The 23,891-nt window shown below is 44.0% G+C and carries 22 protein-coding genes; 10 read left to right on the plus strand and 12 right to left on the minus strand.

Annotated features, from left to right (window positions below):
* Nucleotides 1-215 precede the first annotated feature (215 nt).
* The 3 genes from R7Q48_RS19755 to R7Q48_RS19765 are packed head-to-tail and all read left to right on the plus strand — an operon-like array spanning nt 216 to nt 1,930.
* Nucleotides 216-1,199, plus strand: coding sequence for a ParM/StbA family protein (locus tag R7Q48_RS19755; RefSeq protein WP_160188478.1), 984 nt, complete (start codon nt 216-218; stop codon nt 1,197-1,199).
* Between the two features lie 16 nt (nt 1,200-1,215).
* Nucleotides 1,216-1,509, plus strand: coding sequence for a hypothetical protein (locus tag R7Q48_RS19760; RefSeq protein WP_160188477.1), 294 nt, complete (start codon nt 1,216-1,218; stop codon nt 1,507-1,509).
* A gap of 1 nt (nt 1,510) precedes the next feature.
* Entirely contained in the window at nt 1,511-1,930 is a 420-nt protein-coding gene (locus tag R7Q48_RS19765; protein WP_160188476.1) for an H-NS family nucleoid-associated regulatory protein, read from the plus strand.
* 58 nt (nt 1,931-1,988) lie between these two features.
* On the opposite strand, the gene R7Q48_RS19770 is transcribed toward R7Q48_RS19765, so the two are convergent.
* The 4 genes from R7Q48_RS19770 to R7Q48_RS19785 are packed head-to-tail and all read right to left on the minus strand — an operon-like array spanning nt 1,989 to nt 3,902.
* A complete protein-coding gene (locus R7Q48_RS19770) occupies nt 1,989-2,540 on the minus strand; it encodes a FlhC family transcriptional regulator (RefSeq protein WP_160188474.1) in 552 nt (183 codons plus the stop codon).
* Complete coding sequence (locus R7Q48_RS19775; RefSeq protein ID WP_210635790.1) at nt 2,537-3,145, minus strand: transcriptional regulator; 609 nt, start codon at nt 3,143-3,145, stop codon at nt 2,537-2,539. The genes R7Q48_RS19770 and R7Q48_RS19775 overlap by 4 nt, the downstream gene beginning before the upstream one ends.
* Nucleotides 3,146-3,153: 8 nt before the next feature.
* Complete coding sequence (locus R7Q48_RS19780) at nt 3,154-3,687, minus strand: transglycosylase SLT domain-containing protein (RefSeq protein WP_210635788.1); 534 nt, start codon at nt 3,685-3,687, stop codon at nt 3,154-3,156.
* On the minus strand, nt 3,687-3,902 hold the full coding sequence (locus R7Q48_RS19785; protein ID WP_375379170.1) for a transcriptional regulator: 216 nt from the start codon (nt 3,900-3,902) through the stop codon (nt 3,687-3,689). Before R7Q48_RS19785 ends, R7Q48_RS19780 begins: the two co-directional genes overlap by 1 nt.
* Nucleotides 3,903-4,663: 761 nt before the next feature.
* Here R7Q48_RS19785 and R7Q48_RS19790 point away from each other — a divergent pair.
* Entirely contained in the window at nt 4,664-5,026 is a 363-nt protein-coding gene (locus R7Q48_RS19790; RefSeq protein WP_193325752.1) for a permease, read from the plus strand.
* Between the two features lie 36 nt (nt 5,027-5,062).
* Here the strand turns inward: R7Q48_RS19790 and R7Q48_RS19795 are convergent, their stop codons facing one another.
* The 4 genes from R7Q48_RS19795 to R7Q48_RS19810 all read right to left on the minus strand — a co-directional run bounded on the left by R7Q48_RS19795 (nt 5,063) and on the right by R7Q48_RS19810 (nt 12,775).
* A complete protein-coding gene (locus tag R7Q48_RS19795) occupies nt 5,063-8,665 on the minus strand; it encodes a conjugal transfer protein TraG N-terminal domain-containing protein (protein WP_193325753.1) in 3,603 nt (1,200 codons plus the stop codon).
* 12 nt (nt 8,666-8,677) lie between these two features.
* Nucleotides 8,678-10,111, minus strand: coding sequence for a conjugal transfer protein TraH (locus R7Q48_RS19800; protein ID WP_160188469.1), 1,434 nt, complete (start codon nt 10,109-10,111; stop codon nt 8,678-8,680).
* A gap of 1 nt (nt 10,112) precedes the next feature.
* Complete coding sequence (gene traF / locus R7Q48_RS19805; protein WP_411979279.1) at nt 10,113-11,114, minus strand: conjugal transfer protein TraF; 1,002 nt, start codon at nt 11,112-11,114, stop codon at nt 10,113-10,115.
* A gap of 149 nt (nt 11,115-11,263) precedes the next feature.
* Entirely contained in the window at nt 11,264-12,775 is a 1,512-nt protein-coding gene (locus tag R7Q48_RS19810) for a UvrD-helicase domain-containing protein (protein WP_193325755.1), read from the minus strand.
* 354 nt (nt 12,776-13,129) lie between these two features.
* On the opposite strand from R7Q48_RS19810, the gene R7Q48_RS19815 reads away from it, so the two are divergent.
* The 3 genes from R7Q48_RS19815 to R7Q48_RS19825 all read left to right on the plus strand — a co-directional run bounded on the left by R7Q48_RS19815 (nt 13,130) and on the right by R7Q48_RS19825 (nt 14,599).
* Nucleotides 13,130-13,555 (plus strand): H-NS family nucleoid-associated regulatory protein, encoded by a 426-nt coding sequence (locus tag R7Q48_RS19815; protein ID WP_193325756.1) that lies wholly within the window; start codon nt 13,130-13,132, stop codon nt 13,553-13,555.
* A 111-nt stretch (nt 13,556-13,666) separates the two neighbouring features.
* Entirely contained in the window at nt 13,667-13,813 is a 147-nt protein-coding gene (locus R7Q48_RS19820) for a hypothetical protein (RefSeq protein ID WP_198089511.1), read from the plus strand.
* Entirely contained in the window at nt 13,814-14,599 is a 786-nt protein-coding gene (locus tag R7Q48_RS19825) for a hypothetical protein (RefSeq protein WP_255785248.1), read from the plus strand.
* Between the two features lie 12 nt (nt 14,600-14,611).
* Here R7Q48_RS19825 and R7Q48_RS19830 read toward each other — a convergent pair whose 3' ends face one another.
* Nucleotides 14,612-15,487: a DNA replication terminus site-binding protein gene (locus tag R7Q48_RS19830; protein WP_193325758.1), complete on the minus strand. Its 876-nt coding sequence runs from the start codon at nt 15,485-15,487 to the stop codon at nt 14,612-14,614.
* Nucleotides 15,488-16,031: 544 nt separating this feature from the next.
* On the opposite strand from R7Q48_RS19830, the gene R7Q48_RS19835 reads away from it, so the two are divergent.
* Nucleotides 16,032-16,940, plus strand: a complete 909-nt coding sequence (locus R7Q48_RS19835) for a hypothetical protein (RefSeq protein WP_255785247.1) — start codon at nt 16,032-16,034, stop codon at nt 16,938-16,940.
* Nucleotides 16,941-17,055: 115 nt separating this feature from the next.
* Here R7Q48_RS19835 and R7Q48_RS19840 read toward each other — a convergent pair whose 3' ends face one another.
* Together R7Q48_RS19840 and R7Q48_RS19845 are read right to left on the minus strand one after the other, a co-directional pair.
* Nucleotides 17,056-17,550, minus strand: coding sequence for a hypothetical protein (locus tag R7Q48_RS19840; protein WP_255785246.1), 495 nt, complete (start codon nt 17,548-17,550; stop codon nt 17,056-17,058).
* Between the two features lie 56 nt (nt 17,551-17,606).
* The gene (locus tag R7Q48_RS19845) at nt 17,607-18,605 is read right to left on the minus strand and encodes a tyrosine-type recombinase/integrase (RefSeq protein WP_255785245.1); all 999 of its coding nucleotides are present in this window, start codon (nt 18,603-18,605) and stop codon (nt 17,607-17,609) included.
* A 475-nt stretch (nt 18,606-19,080) separates the two neighbouring features.
* On the opposite strand from R7Q48_RS19845, the gene R7Q48_RS19850 reads away from it, so the two are divergent.
* Entirely contained in the window at nt 19,081-19,542 is a 462-nt protein-coding gene (locus R7Q48_RS19850) for a helix-turn-helix domain-containing protein (protein ID WP_152112795.1), read from the plus strand.
* The gene (locus R7Q48_RS19855) at nt 19,542-20,117 is read left to right on the plus strand and encodes a putative toxin-antitoxin system toxin component, PIN family (RefSeq protein ID WP_193325762.1); all 576 of its coding nucleotides are present in this window, start codon (nt 19,542-19,544) and stop codon (nt 20,115-20,117) included. Before R7Q48_RS19850 ends, R7Q48_RS19855 begins: the two co-directional genes overlap by 1 nt.
* Nucleotides 20,118-20,336: 219 nt before the next feature.
* Here the strand turns inward: R7Q48_RS19855 and R7Q48_RS19860 are convergent, their stop codons facing one another.
* The gene (locus R7Q48_RS19860; RefSeq protein WP_318132416.1) at nt 20,337-23,804 is read right to left on the minus strand and encodes a hypothetical protein; all 3,468 of its coding nucleotides are present in this window, start codon (nt 23,802-23,804) and stop codon (nt 20,337-20,339) included.
* Nucleotides 23,805-23,891: the final 87 nt, after the last annotated feature.

Genomic DNA, 23,891 nt, shown 5'->3' on the forward strand with positions numbered 1-23,891 from the left:
GTTCTGAGTAGAGGAACGGTATGTTGCTCTAAACCTATTCGTGCAGCGTTCCCATATGTTTCCCTGTTCATCTATCAAAAAGCTACCGAAAAGCTACCTAAACGCCCCTTTTGGGCAATTACAGAGGCCATTTTTCCTCGCAATAGGCTTTATTCTCTATCCAACATTCGACAAACAATCGAAAAGCAATCAAAAAGCAATCTTTGGAGGATTTCATGGGGCAATTTGTTTTGGGTTTGGATATTGGTTACTCCAACTTGAAAATGGTAATGGGACATAAAGGTGGGGAAGTTCGTACTGTCATCATGCCTGTGGGTGCTGGTCCACTGGAACTAATGCCACAACAGTTAACTGGTGGTGCTGGAGCCAGCATTCAGGTTGTGATTGATGGAGAGAAATGGGTTGCAGGTGTTGAGCCTGATCGCTTGCAAGGTTGGGAGCGTGAGCTTCATGGTGACTACCCTTCAACTAATCCATACCGAGCTCTTTTCTACGCAGCACTCCTGATGTCTGAGCAGAAGGAAATTGATGTGCTGGTGACAGGTCTGCCAGTGAGTCAGTACATGGAAGTTGAGCGCAGAGAGGCGTTGAAAGCTCGATTAGAGGGTGAACACCAGATCACGCCAAAACGTTCGGTGATGGTTAAGTCTGTGGTGGTTGTGCCTCAACCTGCCGGGGCATATATGGATGTTGTCAGTTCAACTAAAGATGAAGATCTCCTGGAAATTATCCAAGAAGGCAAAACAGTTGTAATTGACCCAGGATTTTTCTCTGTAGATTGGGTGGCTCTTGAAGAGGGAGAGGTCCGCTACCATTCATCGGGCACCAGTCTCAAGGCGATGTCGGTCTTGCTACAGGAAACAGATCGGCTGATTCAGGAAGACCACGGCGGAGCGCCAGGCATCGAAAAGATCGAGAAAGCTATCCGTGCAGGTAAGGCCGAAATTTTCCTTTATGGTGAAAAAGTATCGATCAAAGACTATTTCAAGAAAGCCTCAATTAAAGTTGCTCAAAACGCGTTGATCCCTATGCGTAAGTCAATGCGTGAAGACGGGATGGATGCTGATGTTGTTCTGCTGGCCGGTGGTGGCGCGGAGGCTTACCAAGACGCGGCTAAGGAACTTTTCCCTAAGAGCAGGATCGTACTGCCTAACGAATCCGTGGCATCTAATGCCAGAGGATTCTGGTTCTGCGGCTGATTAATAGGAGGTCGTCGTGGCTGGTAGCAAATGGGATGGAAAAATATCTAATCTGAATATATCAGAGCAAGCCTTTCCTGAGCTCTATCGTGAACTGTCCCAGATGCAGCATAAGGCGCGTAGTGATCGGCTCCGCGCCCTTGCTCTATTGGGTCTTTATTCTCTTCGATTTTCTGGCAACATTGGGTCGTTTGAACAGCAGAGTTCCGAGACTCAACCTGCACAACATCAAAAGCAGCCTATGCAGGTTGATGCAAAACTGAACTCTCAACGCAATTCACTTAAAGGAAAACTGATGAGCTCAGTATGATATGAAAGATCACGAAGCGTTATCTACGCTATCAGCGGCTGAACGTAGAGAGTTAATAATCGCAGAGTTAAAGCGTAAAAGCCGCATTCGCACTCTGTTGCGAGGGATCTCTTTAGATGAAGTTCGGGAGATTATTGACAGAATGGCTGGCGTTCTCAATGAACTGGAGGAGGAGTATAAAAAGCGAGAAGAAGATGAAAAAGAAAAAAGAGTTCAGGCCGAGCGGATAATGAACGACATGGAATCCTGTGGTGTGGACATTAGCTTGCTTAACGAGATGTTCACGAGCAAATCAGAACCTGATAATGCTAAATATTCAAAAGACGGCGTTTCGTGGAGTGGGCAAGGTCGTCGCCCGGATGCTTTTAAAGGATTGGGCGCTGTCGAGTTGGAGCGCTACCGCATTCCACAAAAGAAGTAAAAAATGAGCGCCGCAAGGATTGGGCGCTCAATTTCTGGTTTGAAATGTCATAACCTACTCAAGCACACTCTTTCTCCCCACCTCCATGTCTTCCTTGTTCTTTGCAGAAAGGACATTCAACGCCGGTTCTTTGATTAACAGAGGTGAAGTACGTACACTTGCAGCTATCGCATTCCTCCAACATTGCCTCTCCGCTTCTCAACTCCGAAGCAAGACACCAGGCATCAGTAATATCAAACGGAGCCCATCTAGCTCCTTTCATTCCTGGGACTTCTTTTCGGATAGCGTGATACATCCTAAATGCCTTGTTCAAGGCTTTGATGTTCACAGACCGCAACACAGCTTCCCCACCAATGTTGAAGTAGAGTTGTATTAGAAGAGAAGCCTGTATCTTGGATGTGTGACTATGAATAAGTGTCGCACCACCACGGAATGTTCTGGATTTTCGCTCTAGGGTATATCCGTCCCTTTCTAGGTCCTGGTAAAGCCGTCTGACCTGTTTGTAAGTCAGGCCAGTCTCGATCATGATGATTTTGGTGATGTACCCTGCAAGGGCCATGTGTCGAGCTGTAACCCAGCGACCCAATGTACCAGTGTTGCCAATGTTCATCTCCACCTCCCACGACCCTGTAGAGATTGTTGCAGTTTTTTCAATACTGGATGTGTTAGCTCTTCTCGGCTGTCATCGATAATTTCCTCAATGATGCTGGGAGCAAAACGAAGCGTAAAATGCGTAACCGTTGTTCCAGACATATGGCGCAAATGGCTGTCTGTTGCCGTAGCCACCAGCTTCGCAAGTTCTCGTGAAACACCAAACACTTCCTTTGCCATCTCTGGGTCTCTCGATGCAACGCGATTAAATAGTAACCAGTAGGCGGCATCAAATGCGTCAACGCTGTGATTGATGAAAACTACTGGGTCGTACTCACCAGAGAGTCGTGTGATGATGTTTTGCTCTGCTGTTTCGAGCTTAAAAGAGATCAACACGCCAGAGGCTAATGCTTCCAATTGGGAAGGTGTTGCCATTGACAGCTTCTGAACGGTGCTCATACTCAAAGAAAATTGTGAGGCTGCATCCTCCGGGCGTTCTTTTGCCAGAGTGCATAGTAGGTTCCACAATGTCAGATCAAACTCGTAGACGTTCCTATCAGCTTCTTCTTGGGCGAGGTTGACGGCCCTTGCATCCAGCGCACCAATAATATCCAGTTCCAACATCACGCCCCTCACAAATCCCGAAGGTTGCGATAGATAGCTAAAACTCGGCTACCATAGTTTCTTGCTCTAATTTCGTTTTGCCAGGAGTGATAGCGACCAATGCCAAGCTCCAAGTCATTTGGAGATGACTGAATGGCTTCTGATAGTACCTCTGTCCCAATCTTGACATTGGTTTCTGGGTTGAGAAGCTCTGCTGGAGAGGAAACTCTATGACCATTCCAGCGGATGTTCACTTGCATGGGCCCGACATCAATGTAATGACCATATTGCTGTTGAAACTCAGCGAGTTTAGCTTTTGCCTGCTCTTCTGATTTGGCATAGAAAGGAAGACCGGGAGCGCGAATCGTCCAAGGCCAAGGACTTATATTACCATCACCTCTCCCTGATGCTGATTCGGCCAATGCGACCGAATACACTAGAAGAGGATCGAGGTTATGTTCTTTCGCCGCTTTGTCGAAGATGGTTCCGTTCAGGTCAATAGCATTCGCTGCTGATGACAGGAGTGCCGTAGATAGAACCAGAGCTTTGAATTTATTTCTCATCAACTTTCCTCCTGATGTCTGAGGGGGATTCCATGTTCTTTGTCGTACCGTTCCGGCCATAACTCCGACGGCTTCATACCCAGAGCGGTCGCTATTTCATGCTCCCAGCGTGGGCTTGGCTTGTAGAGTGCCGTTGACACCACTTGCCGAGATGTATTGTGTTTTCTTCCTAATGCGGCCAGAGATAGCCCTTGGATTTTGAGTTTGTACTTGATCCACTCACGTTTTTTTCTGGATCACTCGGAATGTCAATTACTTGGCTCTTGTTCATTGGTTGCCACCGCTAAACTGCGTTATTGCGCACATAAAAATGCGTTATTAAATTAATGCTTTTAGAGTATTTCTATTGTCGTAAACTGACATATTTTGCGCATTTATAAGCCCAATTAATGATACTGTCAACAATAAAAAACCTTTAAAAACATGAACTTAACTTTGTACCGACGTAACAAAGTTGCAATTGTGTTAGCAATCAAGTGGATACGAGTTTTTTGTGGTGGTGATGAATGTTAATTGAAAGTGCGCCAAACATATGGCGGAAATAGCGCGCATTTGGCGCGGTATTTTTGATATTGAATAGCGTTTAGGTATAAGTGATTTTAGGGATACAGCGAGGGCTGAAATTGCGAATACAGCAGGAGCTGATGAGGCCAGAGTAGGCAAAATGCGCCCAGGCCACATGAGGATGATTGTTTTACTGATATTTGGGAAAGGTGACTCTGCTGTATTGCAGATGGGAACCAAAGCGTTAGCAATGGCCTATTCAATAGTCTATGCGATTTGTTTGATATGTTCAACTATGTAATGCTTTGTCAACAAATGCCTTATTCTGTAAGGGCTAACTTTCACATGTGAAAGTTTCAGGGCAAAGCATGAAAATTGCTAATGGTATGCTTATTTAGCCAAAAATTGTTGGGCTTCATGGTTGCATTTTTTGATGCCGTGATAAGCTGGATATAAAGGATGAGGGGGGCGTATGAAACATGTGATCAATATTTTTCTGCTGGGAATTGTCCTTCTAGGGATAGCTATGATGGCTGATACCCCTTGGGGACTTGCTGTCGCCCTAGCTCCTTTTGCTGTTTGGGGCGCGCGTTTCCTGTTTTTTATTCACAGAAGCCTTTGGGCAGCGGTTATCTTCTGGGGGGGAATTGCTTACTTCCAGTGGCAAGTTGCTTTGGCAGTAGGGGGGCTATTTGGACTAACATGGTTTATCCGTGTTGCACGGTCGGCATATCAAGAAGCTCAGCCAATTCGGCGAAGAAGAAAACATGCTGGTGGATTTCAAGATTCCTATGATTTTGATCAGCGTTACCATATTGGAGTGGGAGACGAATAAGGGAGCCTGTGGCTCCCTTATTATTTGGTTGGGCTTTTAGAACTGTTGATTTGCTATGTTGTATCCTCTGACGGCAGTCAAATAGCTTCCAGAACGATCCCCAGCTCCCGTTGAGTTTTGCAATACGTTTACCAGCTTGTCTGTGAACTCTTCGTTTTGCTGAGAAAGAACAGGCTGACCACCTTGCATCATCACTGAACCGTCCGGATTACGTTCGGCATATTCCATTTTTAGATTCTGAACTGCCTGGCTCATGCGACCTTCGTTTGTGTCAAAAGATTCAGCATAAACAGCAGATTGCGCTTGAGTCAGTCCATAGCGATTTTGAGCAATTGATTGCATAGTCTCTTTGAACTCATCGCCGTACTGGCTCATAAACTGTTGTGCTGCTCCACCACCGGCTTCTGAGGCAGAGGATAGAGCTGCTGCATAGAACGCTCCACGTTCCTCAATGCTCATCCCCTTAGCGGCCTCCGATAGGTCCGATTTACCAGTTAACCATTCTTTTGCTGCGTTATATCCGCTTGCCGCAGCTCCCATGACGTTGCGGCCAAGTTTAGCCATTCCAACCATAGCATCTCCGGCCCAGCCAAACTCTTCTTTGACTGCTTGGTCGCCACGTTGAGTTGCTGCGATGAATTGGTCGCGTTGCTCTGGTGTCATTGTTCTCATTTGATTCATTGCTTTTGAGAACGCATCAGCACCAGCTTGACCACCAGCAATGAGTGCTCCACCTGCTTGTTCAGCTCTGCGGCCCATCCAGTCGCTGGAATTATCCCATGCCCCCCATGTCGAAGCGCTCCAAGACATTTTGGGAAGCGAGTTGATCAGGTTATCTTGGGATTTTTTCATTTCAGGTGCAGATACATTTCGTTCTGTTTGCTGTGCCTGGTTTTGAAGAGCTGACGTACCGGCTGCATGTTCGTTTTGAACAAGGGGGCTATTCGTTGGTAACTGACCTGCCTCTGATGCTGGGTTAGTGCCTGCCATCCCAGCCACATTTTCTCGGAATCCGGTTGGGACGTTAGGTCCACGGCCTACAGCGCCTTGAACTTGACCTGGTAGCCCTTGAACATTCGGGCCTTCAATCCCCCTATTTCCGTAGGCGTCACCACTAAAGGCTCCATTGCGTCCAGACGCGGTATTGATCGCCTGTAGTGCGGCTTGATACCCACCAAGCTCCTTACCGGGTTCGTAATTTTTGGAGTTAGTCATTGCTGTCATTCGCGCTGCTGCTTGGGCTACCTGAGGTGACATCCCGTAGGCTTGGTATCTTTGCTGTAGTGACGCTGACTCGTCTTTAACTGACTGCGGCGCGGCATTTCGGAAATAGTCATTCAGTTGGTTCATAGCTGCTGGGGTTTGTGCCACTGCACCTCCGAGAGTTTTAAAGTCGGTGTTAGTCATGGAGCCCATTTGATTCTGAAGTTGACTCATTGTTGTGAAGGTGTCAGATGCAGACACCAGCTCAGAAGCTGACTTGGATAGGTTCTGGGATAAGCTGTCTCCCCAAGTTTGCTTAAATGACTCACTACCAGAACGGCTGAAACCCTGTGCCAATTGATTCGTCAGCGCCTGGCTGTCTGTTTGTGAATAGCCCACCCCTTTCATGAACTGGGACACATCACTCGCTGACCAACTTGAAGAGTCTTGAGCTGAGGACTCTGTTGCTCCCTTCGCTTGCGCTTTGATGTCCAACACATCACTACCGCTATCACCACCAGCAGGAACGAGGTCTGTACTGTTTGATTTAACACCAGCCGCGGCCTTCATTGCAGCTCTGGCCTTACCAACCATAGGCATAAGCATGGATGCAGCTTGGTCAGCATCAAGAGTCCCCATAGCTTGCATGGCAAAAGCACCTTTGACAGCATCTGAATGGCTATCATCTACTTGGAACTTATCCATGAAGCTCTTGGCTTGTTGATTGACCAATTGGCTCTGAGCTGTGCTTTGCGACGAAACGTTACGCCCAACATTGGATAGTCTTGAATAGGCTTGATCCTGACTTACTCCATCAGAAAAACCTCGACCGAGAGTGCTTTGGAACGCCTCCGATTTCTGACTTTGTAATGCTTGCGCGGAGCTTACGCCTGATGCCAAAGTGGAGCCAAGCGAGAAGGTGCCGATCATGCTTTCTGCACCGTTTGCAATCGAGCCACTGAATTGGTTGTGACTATACGCTGGCTGGCTTTGCATAATCGGACCTTGTTTGAGTAGATCTGGCGTTTGCGTCTTTTCGTCAACGTGGTCAGCTCCACTTATTCTCGATGCTAAGCTGGTGAAGGCATAAGTGCTGCCTGTGACGATAAACAGGGAGATTACAGGAGTGGCCGCAGCCAACATGCCGCCGGTTGCAATCCAGTGTTGTAGCACATCTCCAGTTGAGGAAAGTGCGTACATGGAGTTGAGACCACCAGCACTGAGGCTAGACATCTCATTTGACGCAGCTGTATGAATAAACAGGTTGATGATTGAGAGGACTGGCATCCATAGCTGAATCCAGAGGATGGTTTGTACATATTTACCTGCTAACTGGAGGCCGAAGCTGCCCATAACAATAATAAAAGCAATAATCGGGGTGATAGCGTAAATGAAGCCCTCAAAGAACGTCAGCATTGGTCGGACGACAGTCATGAACATTGACTGTTCTGCGGCCCACTGTGTGTTACGTTGCTGAATGGCTTGGTTTATCATCAATGCAGAGCCATAGTCCTGGAGGTCCTGATAACGTCCTGCGGCAGCTTCATAATAAAGGGGCTCCAGAACTGCGGCTTTCATGTAGTCGATTGATGAGGTGGTTGTAGCTCCCATAGCTTGAAGCGCATCAGTCAGCTTCGTTAGAGCGTTATCTCCTGTGGATGTGTCAATACCCAGTAGGCTGTTAAGAGCATCAACAACAACCGGGCTGCTTAGGTTGGCAGTCGCAGAACTAATAGCAACCCATCCATCAGTACATGTATAGTCAGTACCGTCAGGATTTGACGTGGACAAATACAACCGAGTTCCGTAGAGCTGAGAGTTGAACCGCAAAGCTGAGTCGGTTGAGCGATTCATCAACTCATCAAGGGACATTAGATTGAGATCAACTTTGGTCAATGTGCATTCCCGGATGTAATTGTTCCAGGAACGTCTCACGTCAACATAGCCTCCACCATTTGCTGCATTAAGCGCAGTGAAAACCCCGGTATCATAGGCTCGCCGTCTAACGTCATTCAAAAGTTTCAATGTTTCGGAGAAGTGGCTTTCCGTGACATTAGGGACGATTACGCCATATCCGGTTTCAAACAAATAGGTGATGGTGTATCCCACATTGGATATGACTCCTCCAGCAAAGCCTAACCCAATAGGCACATTGGCGACGACTCGGACTTGCCCTGTGTAAGCGTCCTCTATAGTCACCGTTGTGGTAGGGCCGAAGAAACAGGCATATAGAATCCAGCCCACCAGCACTTGCTGGAGGTTGATTTGCTTTGCGCCTTGAAATACGCACTGAATACAGATCATCAAGACCCCAAGAAGCAGGCCAATACTGACCATCTTCTCGAAGTCTCCGGTGCCGGTGATCATTGATACAGCTATCAGGATTTGTTCCAGAAAAGCAGAGTCACCGATAGAGTGGATTGAAAAAACTCCCATTCCAATGGCCCCTTAGTTCGTGCTAGGAGGATTGGACAAAGTTGCCAGCATGTATTTTTGCTTGCGGATGTTGTCCAGCAGGTTGTTGTATTTCTCAATCTGGCTTGATAGATCGCCGTATTGAGAGGAGAGGATTGTGTATTCTTCACGGATTTGCTGTTGCGATTGAGCGAGAAGCTCCAGCGCCTCTTTTTTGTAAGGTGACTTGCTATTAGCCATAGCAATGCGAGCTGCGCGGAAGAACTCTTCCGAGAAGCTATACATCATCGTCAGGGCTATTGCTCCTGATGACTCTGTTGCAAACAGGTTAGCGCCGTCTTGTGAAAGGACAGACAAGTTACGAACGATAGTGCCAATCCCACCAGGTAGGTTAGAAACAAAGGCCTTTTCTGGGTCGGTTAAGGTTCCAGAGTTCGTTGCGTATTTGTATATGACACCCGGCGTAGAGCTCGTTCCCAGTAGCATGTCGGTGATTTGGTTCTTGATACCTTTGAGCACGACATTTTTATTTCTGGTGCCAGCGCTCAGGCAGTTAGTCGTATCAGAATCACAGGAATAGATCTCGATAGAACCGCCTGAAATCAGGTCTGACAAGGTGATCTTGTTGCCTGGTAAGGTTGTCAGAGGGGTTGTTTTCGCACCCGAGCCGCTTGAGTTAGGGTCGTTTACCAGATCACCAATGATGACTGTACCGGTTAAAGACATGATGGCTTCAAGCAGCGTGTTATCCCCGTACTGGAACCATGTGTTAGCGTTATTGCTCTTGAGTTGCTTCCAGACGATATTGCCAATCATCTTGTTGTATTCGTCTGGCTTGTTAGCTTTCAGCTCTTCTAGGGGAGTCTTGCCGCTGGTTTCCTGTTTGGAACCGAAGAAGTCTTCATACAAGCCGGAAGTTGTCGCGGTGATGGAGGCATCAGTTTTGTGTTTGAGATCCATACCACTGGTTAGGTCGTTCACTAAACCTTGAGCGAGCTGGCAGGAGTTGCCCAGATGTTGGTTGAGTGCTTGTACTTTCTTCTGAAAGTTCTCTATCCACTTTGCGCCGTCCGGAAAAACGTTGTCGAGTGCAAGCTGGAAGGCATACCCCTTGGCGTTGGCTGCAACAGCCCGGAGGAGCTGGACAATTTGGTCCGCGTTAATGAAGGAGAGCGACCCGCCAAAGAGATCCACTCCACCGCAACCGGCTTTCCACGAAGGAGGGGCTACGCTAACTAGGTTCTCGTCGAAAATTCGAGTCTTAGCCGTGAATCGGCCACCAGCTAAAACGCCACGCCGTTGGCTTTCATAAACGCCTGGTGGAGTTGTGTTGCTCATTTCATTGAAGAGTTTGTCCATCTGAGATTGGAGGCCATTAGCGGCTATTACCCCTGTCGGAGCTATGAAGAGACTGGCCGCCACACTCAGGGCAAGCAGGCTCCTTTTCACTGTTTTGTGTGTGACCATCTTAGTTCTCCTGTAATTTGTCTTGGATGTACTTCATGAGTTGTTCCGGTGGTACAAAGTTGTCTTTATCACCGCTTGCTTGAGATAATTGTTTGAGATCTGAGCCCAGCTCTGGTGAGGCTAGGCGTTCGGCAATGTTGTTCTCTAGGTTGAGTACCGGACGTGTACGGTTGAACTCTTCGTCTGTGACCCAGGCATTGCGTTTTGCTGCGACCAAAATCCGGTGATTAAGCTCTGGAAGAGACATTGGCCCTTGTCCTATAGGTGCGAACTGACCATCTGGAGATGCGAGGTAAACGGCAGGGAAAGTCACGATGCCAAGTTGTTTGGCATGGCCTTCATCGGTCTTGTAATGGGGGAATAGCCCGCTGGGGAGAGGTTTGCCGTCCATAGAAACAGGAATGATCGAGAAGCCTTCTCCTTGTTCCAACATCTTGATGAGCGGTGCTTGTAATTCACTGTACTCATCATCTGACTTGTAAAAAAAGAATATTCCTACGCGTTCGGCAACGCTTTTGAGCAGCTTGTTTTTGGCGTTACCAGCATCACGATCCACCTGTTGTGAGGCAAACGTGGCCGCAGGTCTTCGAGTAATTTCATCCAAGAACGGATCTCCAACGACCGCCAGTTCTGTAGCATCGGAAAACTGTTCAGAGCGATCTATCGCAAATCTCTGCAAGTAGAGAAATGTCCTGACGTTTTCAACGGTAGGATTGTTCCACGCAAGGTCTTTGTACTTGGGTAAGTTTTCTCTGAACCATTCCGCAGAGAACATTTCAGGACCATTCGGTAGCGGAGCAGCAGGCAACGGTTGTGCTGGTTTTGCTTCTGCTACTGGCTTAGGTTTGGGCTTTTCAGGCTTCTTTTCCGGTTCTTTGGGCTCTTCCTTGTACCAGAACCAGCCTTCTTCTTTCCGCTCATAAAAACCAGAGCTTGTGCCATCTTGAGCCCAAGCCTGATGTGATGCCCCCAGCGTGAGCGCTGCAAGGAGCAGTAAATTCAAAGGTGATCTTTTCATAGTCTCACGCACGTATTTTCCCATACTCGATATGGTAGAGGTGGGATGCGTGAAATAAGGCAGGTGTAAGCGCCCATTTAGGGCGCTTAGAGCGTTTTATTAGTTAACTTTCACATGTGAAAGAATTGACCAAACTATTTGGGCGTACCTTCTTCAATTTCTGTCGCCACTGCCGCTATCTTCATCTGCTTCTCGATCATGCGTTTTTGGGTGATGTAGCGGATGACCATCTCTACAGCGCTGTTTAACGCGAGGATTCGCATCGCTCTGGTTGATGCGACGTAGAGCAGGTTTATTTCATCGTCACGGGCCATTGGATCGAGTTCTGGGTCCAGTACATCAGGGAAATCGTCATAGAGCTGAACAAAGTCCCATTCCAGCCCCTTGCAACGATGAGCAGTTGAAACCGTAATGTCGGCCCCAAACTCTTCTTTGACTGTATTGCGTCGTAGAGTAGTGAGTCGCTCAGGAATTTCATCGTAGCTACTGATGATCTTGACAGCCCTCATCATCTCAGGGTCTTTGGTTGCCTTCGCTACTTCTTGATACTCAAAATAGTCGTCATATTCATCAAGCAGTTTCTTATTTTTCACGCGGTCTGGCTCAGACATCGAGAACCAATACAAATCCTGGAGCTCATTGATCTGATAAGCGTCGATTCCACCAACCCAGAACACCTGTTTTCCGGATGCTGTCGCAGATAGCGCAGTTTCGATAACCCCCATTACTGTTCGGTGAAGAATTGCTCGATGGCTCACATCTTCTGGTAAAAACATGACTACCTGATCTGCGGGTCCTCGACCAACAACAGGTCGCGTTTCTCCTTTGAGTTCAAGAAGGGCGTTTGCCACTAGCGAAACGTTGGGGCCAAAGCGGAAGCTATGAGTGAGATAGAGTTGGTCTGCGTTTATGAGTTCTTTGCTATTAAGAGCGTTGTTTGCACCTCTGAACCTATAGATCTGCTGGTGGCGATCTCCAACTAGGATTACCTTGCAGTTTTGTTGTAGGACGATGCTGCTTGTGACGGGGTTAGCATCTTGGGCTTCATCAAAAAGAATAGTGGTGTAACGCAGAGATAGATTCGGCATACCGAGCTGATATTGTTTGAGGTAGCAGTCGTGTACGGTAGGGAATGGGTCTTGAATGTTGGTCATCCGCTTCCATATCAGTTCAGCACCTTCGATCACCTGAATTTGGTATCTCTCCTGTTTTGACGTAAGCACTTTACCTGTATCGGCGCGTGCAAAATGCGTATAAAGAATCCGCATGTCTGCACTGCACATGAAGGCGTTGAGCGTATCGAGAATGTCCTTGGCAAACGTCCAGTTTTTGGTGTTCACCGCTTGGGCAATATCGGTGAGCCGTAGGTTGCCGGTGAGTTTGTGATGGTAGCCCCTTCCTATGGTTGCATAGGCAAGCTGGTGGGACGTTTTGCAGTCTACGTTTGCTGGAAACTTTTCTCTTGCCTCGTCACGGATGGCTCGATTGTATGCCAGATAGAGGATGCGAGAATTGAGGTTGTTGTGAGCGTATTTCACTAGAGTGGTTGTTTTACCCGTGCCAGCGTAGGCCTTAACGACGAGGCGAGCTCCTTTGTACTGAGTAATCAGTGATTGTTCTGGTGTGTCATTGGGTAATTGTTTCATGCGAACTCCTACACTAAGCTCGTTATCGATGTTAGTGAGTTGACAAGCAGATACTTGCCTCCGGCTAACTCAGGCCCAGAATTTAGTTGGTTTTATACTTTCTCGTATTTTTGTTCTTAACCAACCATCTGTAATTGCCATTTTTAGGCAAATAAGTGTTTTTTTTTGCCACGAGTCAGAATGAAAATATGTTTTTGTTTTGATTGGTTTTGATTTGTTTTGTAGCGGTAGGTGTTCTGCATTAGGATGAAATTTGATTTGCATTCATTAATTTACGATGGCATCGGTTAACTATATAATTATTCACATGGTGTGATATTTCGTTAAATTTCAATATTGATGGAGTCATTGTACATGGACATTGAAACTAAAGATCTAATTAAGTTCTTAACTAATATTCGCTCTCTGCGAGTCTTTGCTCGTGATATGGAAGTTTCCATTTTGGAGGATATGCTATCGAAACTTACCAGTGTTGTAGATGAGCGTCGTGAGTCAATTGAAGCTGAGAAAGCAGCTAATGCTGAGCGTTTAGAGAAGTTAAAAATATATAAAAAGATGCTAGAGGACGATGGGGTTTCTTTAGATGATCTAATGTCATTAACTTTAGAGCAGCCAGCAAAAAAACGGACTCGAACCCCACGCGCGCCGAAGTATGAATACCGTGATGATAATGGAAATATGAAAACGTGGACAGGTCAGGGACGTATGCCGACTCCGATAGCTAAAGCTGTTGAAGCAGGAAAAGAGTTAGATTCATTTTTGATTAACCCTCTTGCCTAATGACATCTTTGCTTGGGGGCTTTTTGCCCCCGTAACGTTACACTGTAACGTTTGGTGTTTGATTCTTTGAATGAATATGTCAGTCACAATCAGTTAGGGTAGGTATGAATAATGAAGTATTACATTAAAAGTGCGAAAGGTTTTTGGGCCCCCGGTGGATTTGGCTATGTGTCAAATCGTGATGAAGCGGGGGTGTTTACTATTGAGCAACTCGCTAATTTTAATCTTGATGGTTGTACTTTAGAGCGGGCTGATTAGATGGTTGAGTCACATTTAAAAAATGGGGATGCTTACATATTAGATGTAAAAATTGACGGCAGTAAAAGAGCTGATGCGCATATTGCTACAATCCTAGTGAAACATGAAGAGTTCTATGAAAAACAAGATGGTGTTATTACTCGGGCTTGGATAAAAATTCATTATCAGAATTTAACGTGTAAGGGCGATGAGCAAGGGCTAATGTTTTGCGGTGGTTATGATGGAAGTTCAAATTTTGTGTCTTTGAGTTCAACAAAGATGACGCATGGGTATATTTTTGTCGGTTTGAACAAACTAGAGGGGTATGGCATTGGCTCGTTCTTTATGAATGAAATTGTTAAATGGGTCAAGCAGTGGCCTGAGTCTAATGTAAAGCCAATAGCATTGACTGACGGGCTTGCGACTCCGGACAATAAAGAGCGGCGAAACCGATTTTATGAAAAATTTGGATTAGAGTTTGAGTATAGTTCACCAGAGAGAGCTTCTGGATATTCTCGTGTTATGCTTGCTAGGGATTTAGTGTCCTTTGATTCTCCACCACCTAATATCTGTGTGATTAAAGTTGAAGAGTATCTGTATCAAATGCTTAAAACAGAGCGGTCACTGAAATTGGAACGGATGAGTTTGGTGAGAGATCAGCGTGAATTGTTTGAGGCGCAGAAACATCCTATTCGATGGATGTTCTATATGATTTTTAATAATGCTAAGAGGTCAAATATTTTTTTGATTATTTCTTCTGTCATGTTACTTGCCGTGTTGTTTTGGTTAAAGATAAGTGCGAATTGAAGGCGTTAATCTTTATTCCTGAAACGCTTCGATAGTGATACCTTTAAAAGTGCCTAACACCTCAGACGCAGCTTTGTCTGAGCGAGTTTTACGTTGTTCCGAAGCGTCGAAGTTATGTAGCATCTTAATTTCGAGCTCCTTGTCCTGAATCACGATCAATGGCATAGGCGCTGTGACGGTTTTAAGCATTCCTGCTGCCATAATGTTTGCTGCGGGCTGAATTTTAACTTTCTTACGTTCTCTTAGGCGCGTTTCCGGCGTGCTAATGATTTTCTGGATAAGCTGCTCAAGTGGTCCTTTAACATCGGGTCCAGAGCGGTCCATTTCCTCTCTAATTCGTTGTAGCAATGCCTCTTTGGCTGGGATCTTCAATGAGTCCTTCTGTTGCCATGTAAAACGAATAGAGTCAATGTCGCCATGACTATAGCAGCGAATTTGCCTGTATAGGTGTAGGGTCATAACCCCCGGACAATCAGCTCGTAGTGCCTCAAACCGTTCCTGCCTGGTTGAATACGTGGAGACAATATAGTTTTCAATGTTGGCTTTAGCCGCGTTAATACGTTCAACGGTTGCGATGATTTCATCAGCGATACCAATTCTTGTAGGTGAAAACCAGAGAACGCCAACAGTACGTCGAGCGGACTTTTGCGAATAGTCCGAGTTAATGTGTAAATCATGATAACAGCGAACTGCCAGCTCGATGGCCTCATGAGAGGTTTGTTCCGTGAGGACAATCTTTGTGACGGGCTTATTCTCAAGTCCCTTTGGAGTGGGGGGAATAACCGCAACTCGGGCGTAGCGCGGAGGGATATGGGCAATGATGGAGGATAGGTGATTTAGGCCCTGTGATAAGGATGAATACTGTTGATATATGTAATTATCAGACATGGGCTCACCTAGTGAAGTTTGTACCAACGCATCATTTATACAAATAATAGCCAAACCTAGACCATCATGCAACGAGGGGGAGGAGACACCGCCTCCTTTGTCGGCGGGAGGTGGCGTTTAGATTTGGATGTTTTGTGGAAACAATGTTGGGTCGGTTGATTTTGATTCTGGTTGAATTTGATTGAGTCCTGGATGGCGTCGCTCGCGGGAAATTAGATAGAGAAAGAGAGAAAAAGAGAGAGAAAGAAGAAAAGCGGCTTTGGCAGGGAGGATGAGGTCTATGATAGATGTGAGGTTGTTTCGGTGAGTGGTTTTGAGCTAATTTGCATGATGGTCTAACTTTGTGTGAGGTTACAAGTGGGACCGCTTGAAAAACGGAAAATATCCTGCGTTCTTTAACTTAATATGCACAAGGAAAAGAGAAATCTTGTAAGGTTGGGATTTTGTGGACAACTGCAAACTATCACTATGATTATGATAGGAAATTGCGTACATGGCTGGAATGGGAGATAATCTCTTTTAGAGATTATTTTAGAGAACTATTATGATGAATCTGAATTTTCGCTCTGCAATAGACTTTGAAGAATTTTGTTGTTACTGGATGACTTATATCATAAAGAAAGGTAACGGTGATCGCGTGCGTTTCGTTCGTTATGGTTCATCAGGCCAGGCGCAGAGCGGAGTTGATATTGTAAGTAGTCCTATCGGAAAATTTCCAGCAGTAGCTCAATGTAAATGCTATTCACGCCCTTTTACCTTGGCAGACTTGAAATCTGAGCTGGAAAAAACTGATAATTATCCTCACCCGATAAAATACTATTTTCTACTGACGACTGCGAATCCACATACTTCAATTCAGAATGAAATGTCTGATGGCTATTTGATACATAAGCGCAAAGATGGCACTTCATTTAAAGTTTATATCTATTACTGGAGCCAACTAGAGAATATTGATTTTTTGCCACAATCTGCATGGCAGCGTTATTTTCCCGAGGTAAAAATTACGCCAGTAATTCATCAAGACCCAAACGCTATGGAGAAACAGTTTGCTCTTCTAAAGCAGCTTTTAGAAGAAAAACTGCCTGTGGCTCATTTAGACTGGCTAGAGGAATGGGATTTCAGTAGTGGCTATATGAATAGCACTGATTTTGAACCGTTTCACGAACTGGTATATGAGTATAATTTGGTTAAGTCATCTTTTGACAATAGAGATCATCTCTTCCTAGATACTCCTCTACGACTGAAAATATATCAATGCCTACCAGCTGGAAATGGTTTCTTTCAAGCTCTTGTCGCGTTTCATGACAGCGTATCATCGCATATAATCGGTGCTTCAATTAATGGGAGGGAATCTCTATCCGTTCTCGACCTGCCAAACAGACATAAAATTACTCGGCAGTGGATAAGCAATGCCGAGTATCTCGCAAAAAAATATCGTGATATAGCCTTCTAACGTGGTCTCTTTCCAGATTTCTGATTCTTGGGACGGGGCCACGAATCAGAAATCACCATTAAATATGCCAGTGCCTTTTAGGGTGATTCAAACATGAAATCTAACTCGCTTACCTTCAACTAAGGTTTTTATCCATCCACGCGAGCTGTCGTAAAAGAGCTATTGTATCGGATGGGCTAACTTTCCATGCTGTGGCAAGTTGGCGAACAGCAAAGACAGCGAGCTCCATTCTGTCGTCATCACGAATAAAGTTCTGGAGCTGACTTCCCCGCTCGCTAAGGATAATCGCCACACCAGACTTACCATTATTGTATATAGCAAAGCTCTTATTTTTAGCATCACCGTGAAAAGCGCCCTTTGCTTCGCTACGTAATCCAAATAGAACGCTACAAAATGCTGTTAGCTCGCTGCGAGTAAGTTGCACCGTAATCTTATTTACCCAATCAGCACTTGCTTTGGGTTCTCTAATTGGGGCAATTTCAATACTCAACGTTGGGTAGTCGTTTCTAGTTAACGTATGCTGAATATTAATTGCTGTCCGTTTAGCGGGGTCTTGTTGTCCATCAGAAAAAAACTTGAGACTTTCGCCGTAAAACTGTTCTGTTACCACAAATATACCCTGTATTTATATTGAAGTAGCGAGTTCCTGTTACTGATTTAACTACATTAATCCACTATATCAAGGCGCTGGCTCGCTCTTTTCAAACGCTCATCTCCACGTCTGTCATATTTCTGAGTAGTGGCAATGCTTGAGTGCCCCATAGCATCCTTTACCGTTACAATGTCCTCTCCGTTATCCAGCATTGATGAAGCAAAGGTGCGCCGTAAATCATGGGGCGCGAACTTCTCCAAACCAGCTTCCTCTCTTCTAGTCTCCAGGATGTGATAGATGGCCTGATCCGACATCCGTTCTACCGTCACATCATCAAACCGTCTGATCCTCGGAAACAGAGGCCCCTCATGGGTTCCTCGAACTTCTTCAACCCATTTATCCAATCTTTTCCATGCGCCACCAGGCACATAAGCGATTCTCTCTTTATTGCCCTTACCGAGGACTTTGAGAGCGCGGTCCTTATAGATCATGCTTTCCATGTCCAGAGCAACGATTTCCGAACGGCGCAAGCCACACCCGAGGAGCACACCAAGAATGGCCGCATCCCTAAGCCCTTTAGCGCTTGAATCACTTTCACATGTGAAAAAAAGGCTGCGAATCTCATGGCGTTCAAGTGCTCGTCCCTTCGGGAGTCTGGAGCCACGAACTGAACGGACTTGCTTAATGTGCTGGAAACTGTCCGTATCAATTTGCTTCATCGTCCATGCCTCAAGAGCCACACCTTTGAGCGCTGACAGGTAGGTGTTGATCGTTGCAGGTGCCTTTCCTGCATTACTTAGCATTTCCAATACCGCCAATATGTGATGTCTTCTCATTGAGCTCCAAGCACAATCACGAAGATTCTGAAAACCGATCATCTTAGCAACGATGTTGAGAAATGAGCTCATAGTTTGCCTGCTACGTTTTGACCCTAGGCTCACTAAGTACGCAATAGCTGGATTAGTCTGAATATTTTGAAATGAGCTCGATGTAGGCAGCAAGGTCTGTTCTGCTAGAACAACGGCTTTCACATGTGAAAGTTGGATCTCTTCATCGTCGTTGGAATGGTACACGGCTATCTCTCCAGCCAATAGGCGATTAATGTATCGACCTCATGTTTTGCTAGGTGTTTTTTAGTCAAAATGCTGATGGCGCTACGTGAAAAATGCAGCACTATCTACCACATCTATCTTAGATTTTTCACTCTACTTTTTCAAACGTACATTTTAATAAGTAGAGATAGGCGCGCAATTTATGATAAACATTATTGCTTCTGTAACACGTCAGTTGCGTATCGTGGCAAATCGATGTGATGTCTCGCAGGAACATACTTGAGAGGAGTCGGCTTGACGTCGATGTTACTTACGCACATTTCGTATATTTCTTTTGTTTCGTTTATTGCGTTTTTCGATTGTTTCGACTAATCTATTTGATAGCAGCAGCAGTCACTCTAACATTGAAACCACAAACTCAGAACGCATTGAAACTACAAACTCAGAACGCATTGAAACCACAAACTCAAGAACGCTCACACTCAGGAATGCAAAAATGACCAACTCAATTCTTGATAACCTTAGCCTTCCAGCTAAAGGGGAGATTGAGGCAGCTGTACGCGGACAAAGAGATCTTGCCGCCTACCTCTCCACAAAAGTGGAAACACAAAAAATTGCAATTCAGGACGCAGATAACGTAACCCATCATATCGAGTTGCCAACATCTTCACTGAAATTGCTTGAGGCAATTTTAGGTGAATTGGCCCTCGGTAACGCGGTTCAAGTTGTTCCTGTACATGCAGAATTAACTACGCAGGAAGCAGCCAATATTCTGAATGTTTCACGCCCTCACATGGTGAAACTGTTGGAAGAAGGCCAGCTGCCTTTTCATAAAACAGGTCGCCATCGCCGCGTGCTTTTCGCCAATTTGATGCAGTACAAAGATAAGCGAGATAAGGAAAGCAACAGCGCAATGCAGGAGTTGGCAGATCTAAGCCAGGACCTTGGACTTTACTAATGAAGCATACACCTTATCCCGTAGTTTTAGACGCTTGCGTACTTTACCCGTCATTTCTACGGGATTTATTGATCCGTTTAGGGCTGACCGGTCTGTATCAGCCGAAATGGTCAGCCATTATTGAAGATGAATGGCGGCGAAATCTTTTAGCGGATAGAACTGATTTAACCTTAGAACAGGTTCAACGCACTGCTACACTGATGAATAAAGCAGTTCCCGATGCGATGATTACTGGTTTTGAACCGCTAATTGATAGTATCGTTTTACCTGACGTTGATGACCGTCACGTCGTCGCCGCAGCTGTTCGTAGTAACGCTGAAATCATAGTGACACTTAATCTTAAAGATTTTCCGACACCGGCACTTGATACTTTCGGTATAGAAGCGTTACATCCTGATGATTTTATTATGGATTTGTTCGATTTAAATAGCGCGCTCGTACTCTCGGCAGTAAGTATGCAGCGTAGCAATCTGAGGAAGCCTCCAATATCAGTTGATGACTATTTAGCAGCCTTACTGCGGCAAGGCATGGCGCAAACAGTGAAAGAGCTAAACAAGTATCGCCAACTGATCTAGGCTGTGTCCCTTAATCACCAGAGCCAATTAAGGGACACAGCCTAAGTAGCCGATAAGGTCACTGGGCTACTACTAAGTCTGAATTTACCTCTAGTCTGCTTGGTGGCCAATAAGGCCACTGGGCTACTACTAAGTCTGAATTTAACAAAGAAAACGACGTAATCATACTTACAAGCAAAAATGTATGAAAAAATTTAATTTCATTAATCCGGTTTATAGTTAATCATGTGTTTCACAGTGAAAATTAATAACAAAATGATAAATGGAAACATTAGCATTACCACGTTGTCGTTTTTCTTTCCCCATCCAAAAGGTATCTGAATCTTCACCATTTACAGTTTCAAGAGAATAACCATTTTCTTTGGTAAAACCTCTGTGCTCTCGACTTTTTATATGAGTCTTATATTTATTCAATATAGTCGAAAAATCTTTATCGAATACATATACTATGACAAATATAATATCAAACACCTCTTGATCGTACCCTGCCAATTTATCCATGTGCTCATCGATAGGGGTCGTACTCCACACAAGAAGACGAAATGCTTCAAATAACGCGATGCGTTTATTTTGCCTGCTATCTACTATAACACCATCAAGCTCTCCATAGCTTCTACCTGAAGATGAACTACCAATTTGGGTTTGGTCCATAATATGAAGTGGAGAGTTTCTTTCCCTCATATTAAAAAGACTACAAAACCATTGATTAATTCGATCTTCGTTTAGCGGCTTATTAGAGTATCCAGTTGATGATGTATTATCTCTGATAGGTATGTAAATATTCTTATTTCTACTAAGTAATTCTTTAGAAACAGCAGTGACGGATTCAACCAAATACTCTTCAACAGTGCTACCACTTACTATTTTTACATATGTTTCCAGATCACTACCATTAATAATCTTAAAGCTATTTGCTAGTTGCTCAGGGCTTCTTTGATTATTCTCTGCAATGCGGTCGATGTACTCTGTAACAGGATGCTCTCCAGCAAAAGCATTAATTATATCTTTAGCAATTTCCACCAATTTTTCAGGCAATATTTCTTCTTTACCTAAGAATCTCATGTAAGCTGAAAATGCAATATCAGCCTCTTTCACCAAATTATGTCTAAGTAGTAATTCACAATAAGGCTCAAGTAACTGAGGGATGATTTTCTGAGCGGAGCTTAATAAGCTCCATACTGATACCATTTTACTAACATCATCAATCGTTAAATAAGCATTCAGTATTCCTGCAACCCACGACAACGGGTATTTCGAAATGACAGACCACTTTGTTTTTGCCGAGCGCTCTACTTTTGACAAGGTATTCCGAATCGGCGTTATATTTGAAACTTCATGATGGTTAGCAAGATGAGCATGTAACAACATTAAAATATATTCTGGGTTATTAGTCTCTTTGATCAATCCGTCTAAAATACGGATGCTCTTATTGGTATCATGGTTGATAAGATAATATGCTAGATAATAGCGCCTAAAATACTCACATTCCATGCGATATTTTCTTTCTTCATCTGAAAATGGAATGGGGATATTGTTAATTTTTGACTGGAAATCAGTATCGTATTCATCTTGATTAACAGCTAACAATGTAACATTCAATTTATACCGATAGCATTTTATCAATTGGAGTTTTTCAACTAAGTGGCGATGGAACGGCCCTTCAAATTGGAGTTCATTCAGTTGATTATCAACTTTATTAAGAACGGTCAGAGCAAGGCCAAACTCAGAAGATTGGTACGCGGATAGAAATGTTATTTCTAAGTCATTCAATGAGCTTTTTTCAATATTATCTAATGCGAGCGTGGCAATTTTTAATTTTAGAAATTCTTTTTTTGCAGGATGAATACAAGCCTCCATTAATTGGAAAAGCTGTGAGTTGGTTAGTGTAACTTCATTTGAGTCAAGAAAGTTTTCAAAGTCTGAGTGATCGACTTTGTTTATGTAAACACAGAAGTCAGACCATAGATCATGATCATCTGGAACAAAAGTTTGAAACACCCCATCTCTTTCTTCAGAGGCAAAGCCTAGATGATCAGCAATCGACATGATTCTTTTATTTAATTTCATTAAACCCTGACAAGATTCATGATTTGCAATCTCCATCAGTATTTGGAGGTAACATCTTATAGCTCCTTTGGCGTTACACGGATATTTATTTACAAATAACAAAGCAGCCGACCAATCTGCTTTATGCCTTTTAGAAATCGACAGTAGCCGTTCAATGTTATCGTCAAAAACTAACTTATACCAAGGGAACTGTCTGATAAGGGGTGAAGCACTCAGATTTGTTTTTTTTCCTTCAAGGTTTAATGCTAGGTCTTTCTCTAGCTCATTGGTAATGAGAGAAACTAATTTAGTTATGTACTGCTGTGTAGTATCAAGTGCATTTTTTTCAATGAAATCATATGCCCACCATAACAAAAAATACTTGTCATTGCGCAAGTTAAACACCGATGAATTAGCATAATAATGCGCACTTAAATCCACACGTTCAATAGTATCAATCATTGACAGTATTTTTTTAGGGTGTTGATGTTTTAAAAAATTATCACACAGCGTGTAGTGACAAGAGTGTTTAAAATCAGCTCGGTATAGGTTTAACTTATCAGTTAATACAAGAATGATATGAAGAAAGCCATCATCGCAATCATTGTTAACTTCGTTTATCTCTACGTATTTTTTTGAAATAAGTACAGCTAATGCCTCAGTAATATCTATATTTTTAATCTTGATTGATATTTCATGATAAAATTCAGAAAGCAAAAATATTGCGAGGTTACATGTCTCCTTTATAGATAGGAGAAAGCAGAAGCATTTAGGCGATAAGCAATATTGAAACAGCTCACTGATAAATAAGTGTTTAAGCAAAGGATGTGTCAACGAAAACCTAATAAGATCTATAAGCGAACGAGGATAAATAAGTGAATTATTATTAATGACAATACTTTCCTCCAAGAGATCATTAATCAACCACTTGTAAAATCCACCAATCCTCTCGCCATAAGGTCTTGACTCAGAATAATTTCTTTTCTGAGAAAACTCATTTTTATTTATCTGGTATTGATGAGCATTAGATGATGGTAGAGAGCTTTTTGTAACAACATCTCTCCTAGGCTGACTTACATATTTTTCAGAGCTGCTAGAATTGATCTCCATTATTTTAGTGTGGCTTCGAACAGTATCTGAAAAATATGATCTATTTAATAGAGAACGCATTAAATCTTTAGGGGAAGGTATCTCCAATAAATGTTTTTGCAATTCGTCCGTGTATGCCTTGAACTCTACATCTGAGATCGCACATTGAAGAACAGGGAAAGCAGTCTCACATGTAAGGCGCATGATGCGCAGCCATTTCTCGAACGCGTCTTTAGGGCTACTGGAACTTGCTAGAACCTTTTGCCACAAAAATGTACTAACTAAGCGGTTAATATTATTTTCATTGTCATTTAATACATACAAGTCGCCCTCTTTTTCAACGCAATCTAGTAAAGAAGCGCTTCCATTGAACGCTTTCTCCCATATTTCTTTTGTAACAGAAAGATGTGGTTTTTTATAGCCATTCAGACCGCGCTGAATATTTCGCAAAGATATAATCGTTTCTATTACAGGAATTAGAGAGTCATCAACGAGATTAACAATGTTACTTTCTAAGTTACAGGTAATCAAAAGGAGATCAGCCTCGAACATTACAAGGCAGGGTAATCCCCCCGAAAAACTGAGGTGCTCATAAGTAGAATTTTCTCGTATCTTGAACGCAGGAGGTTCTACATGAAA

The organism is Vibrio sp. 378, assembly GCF_033339435.1.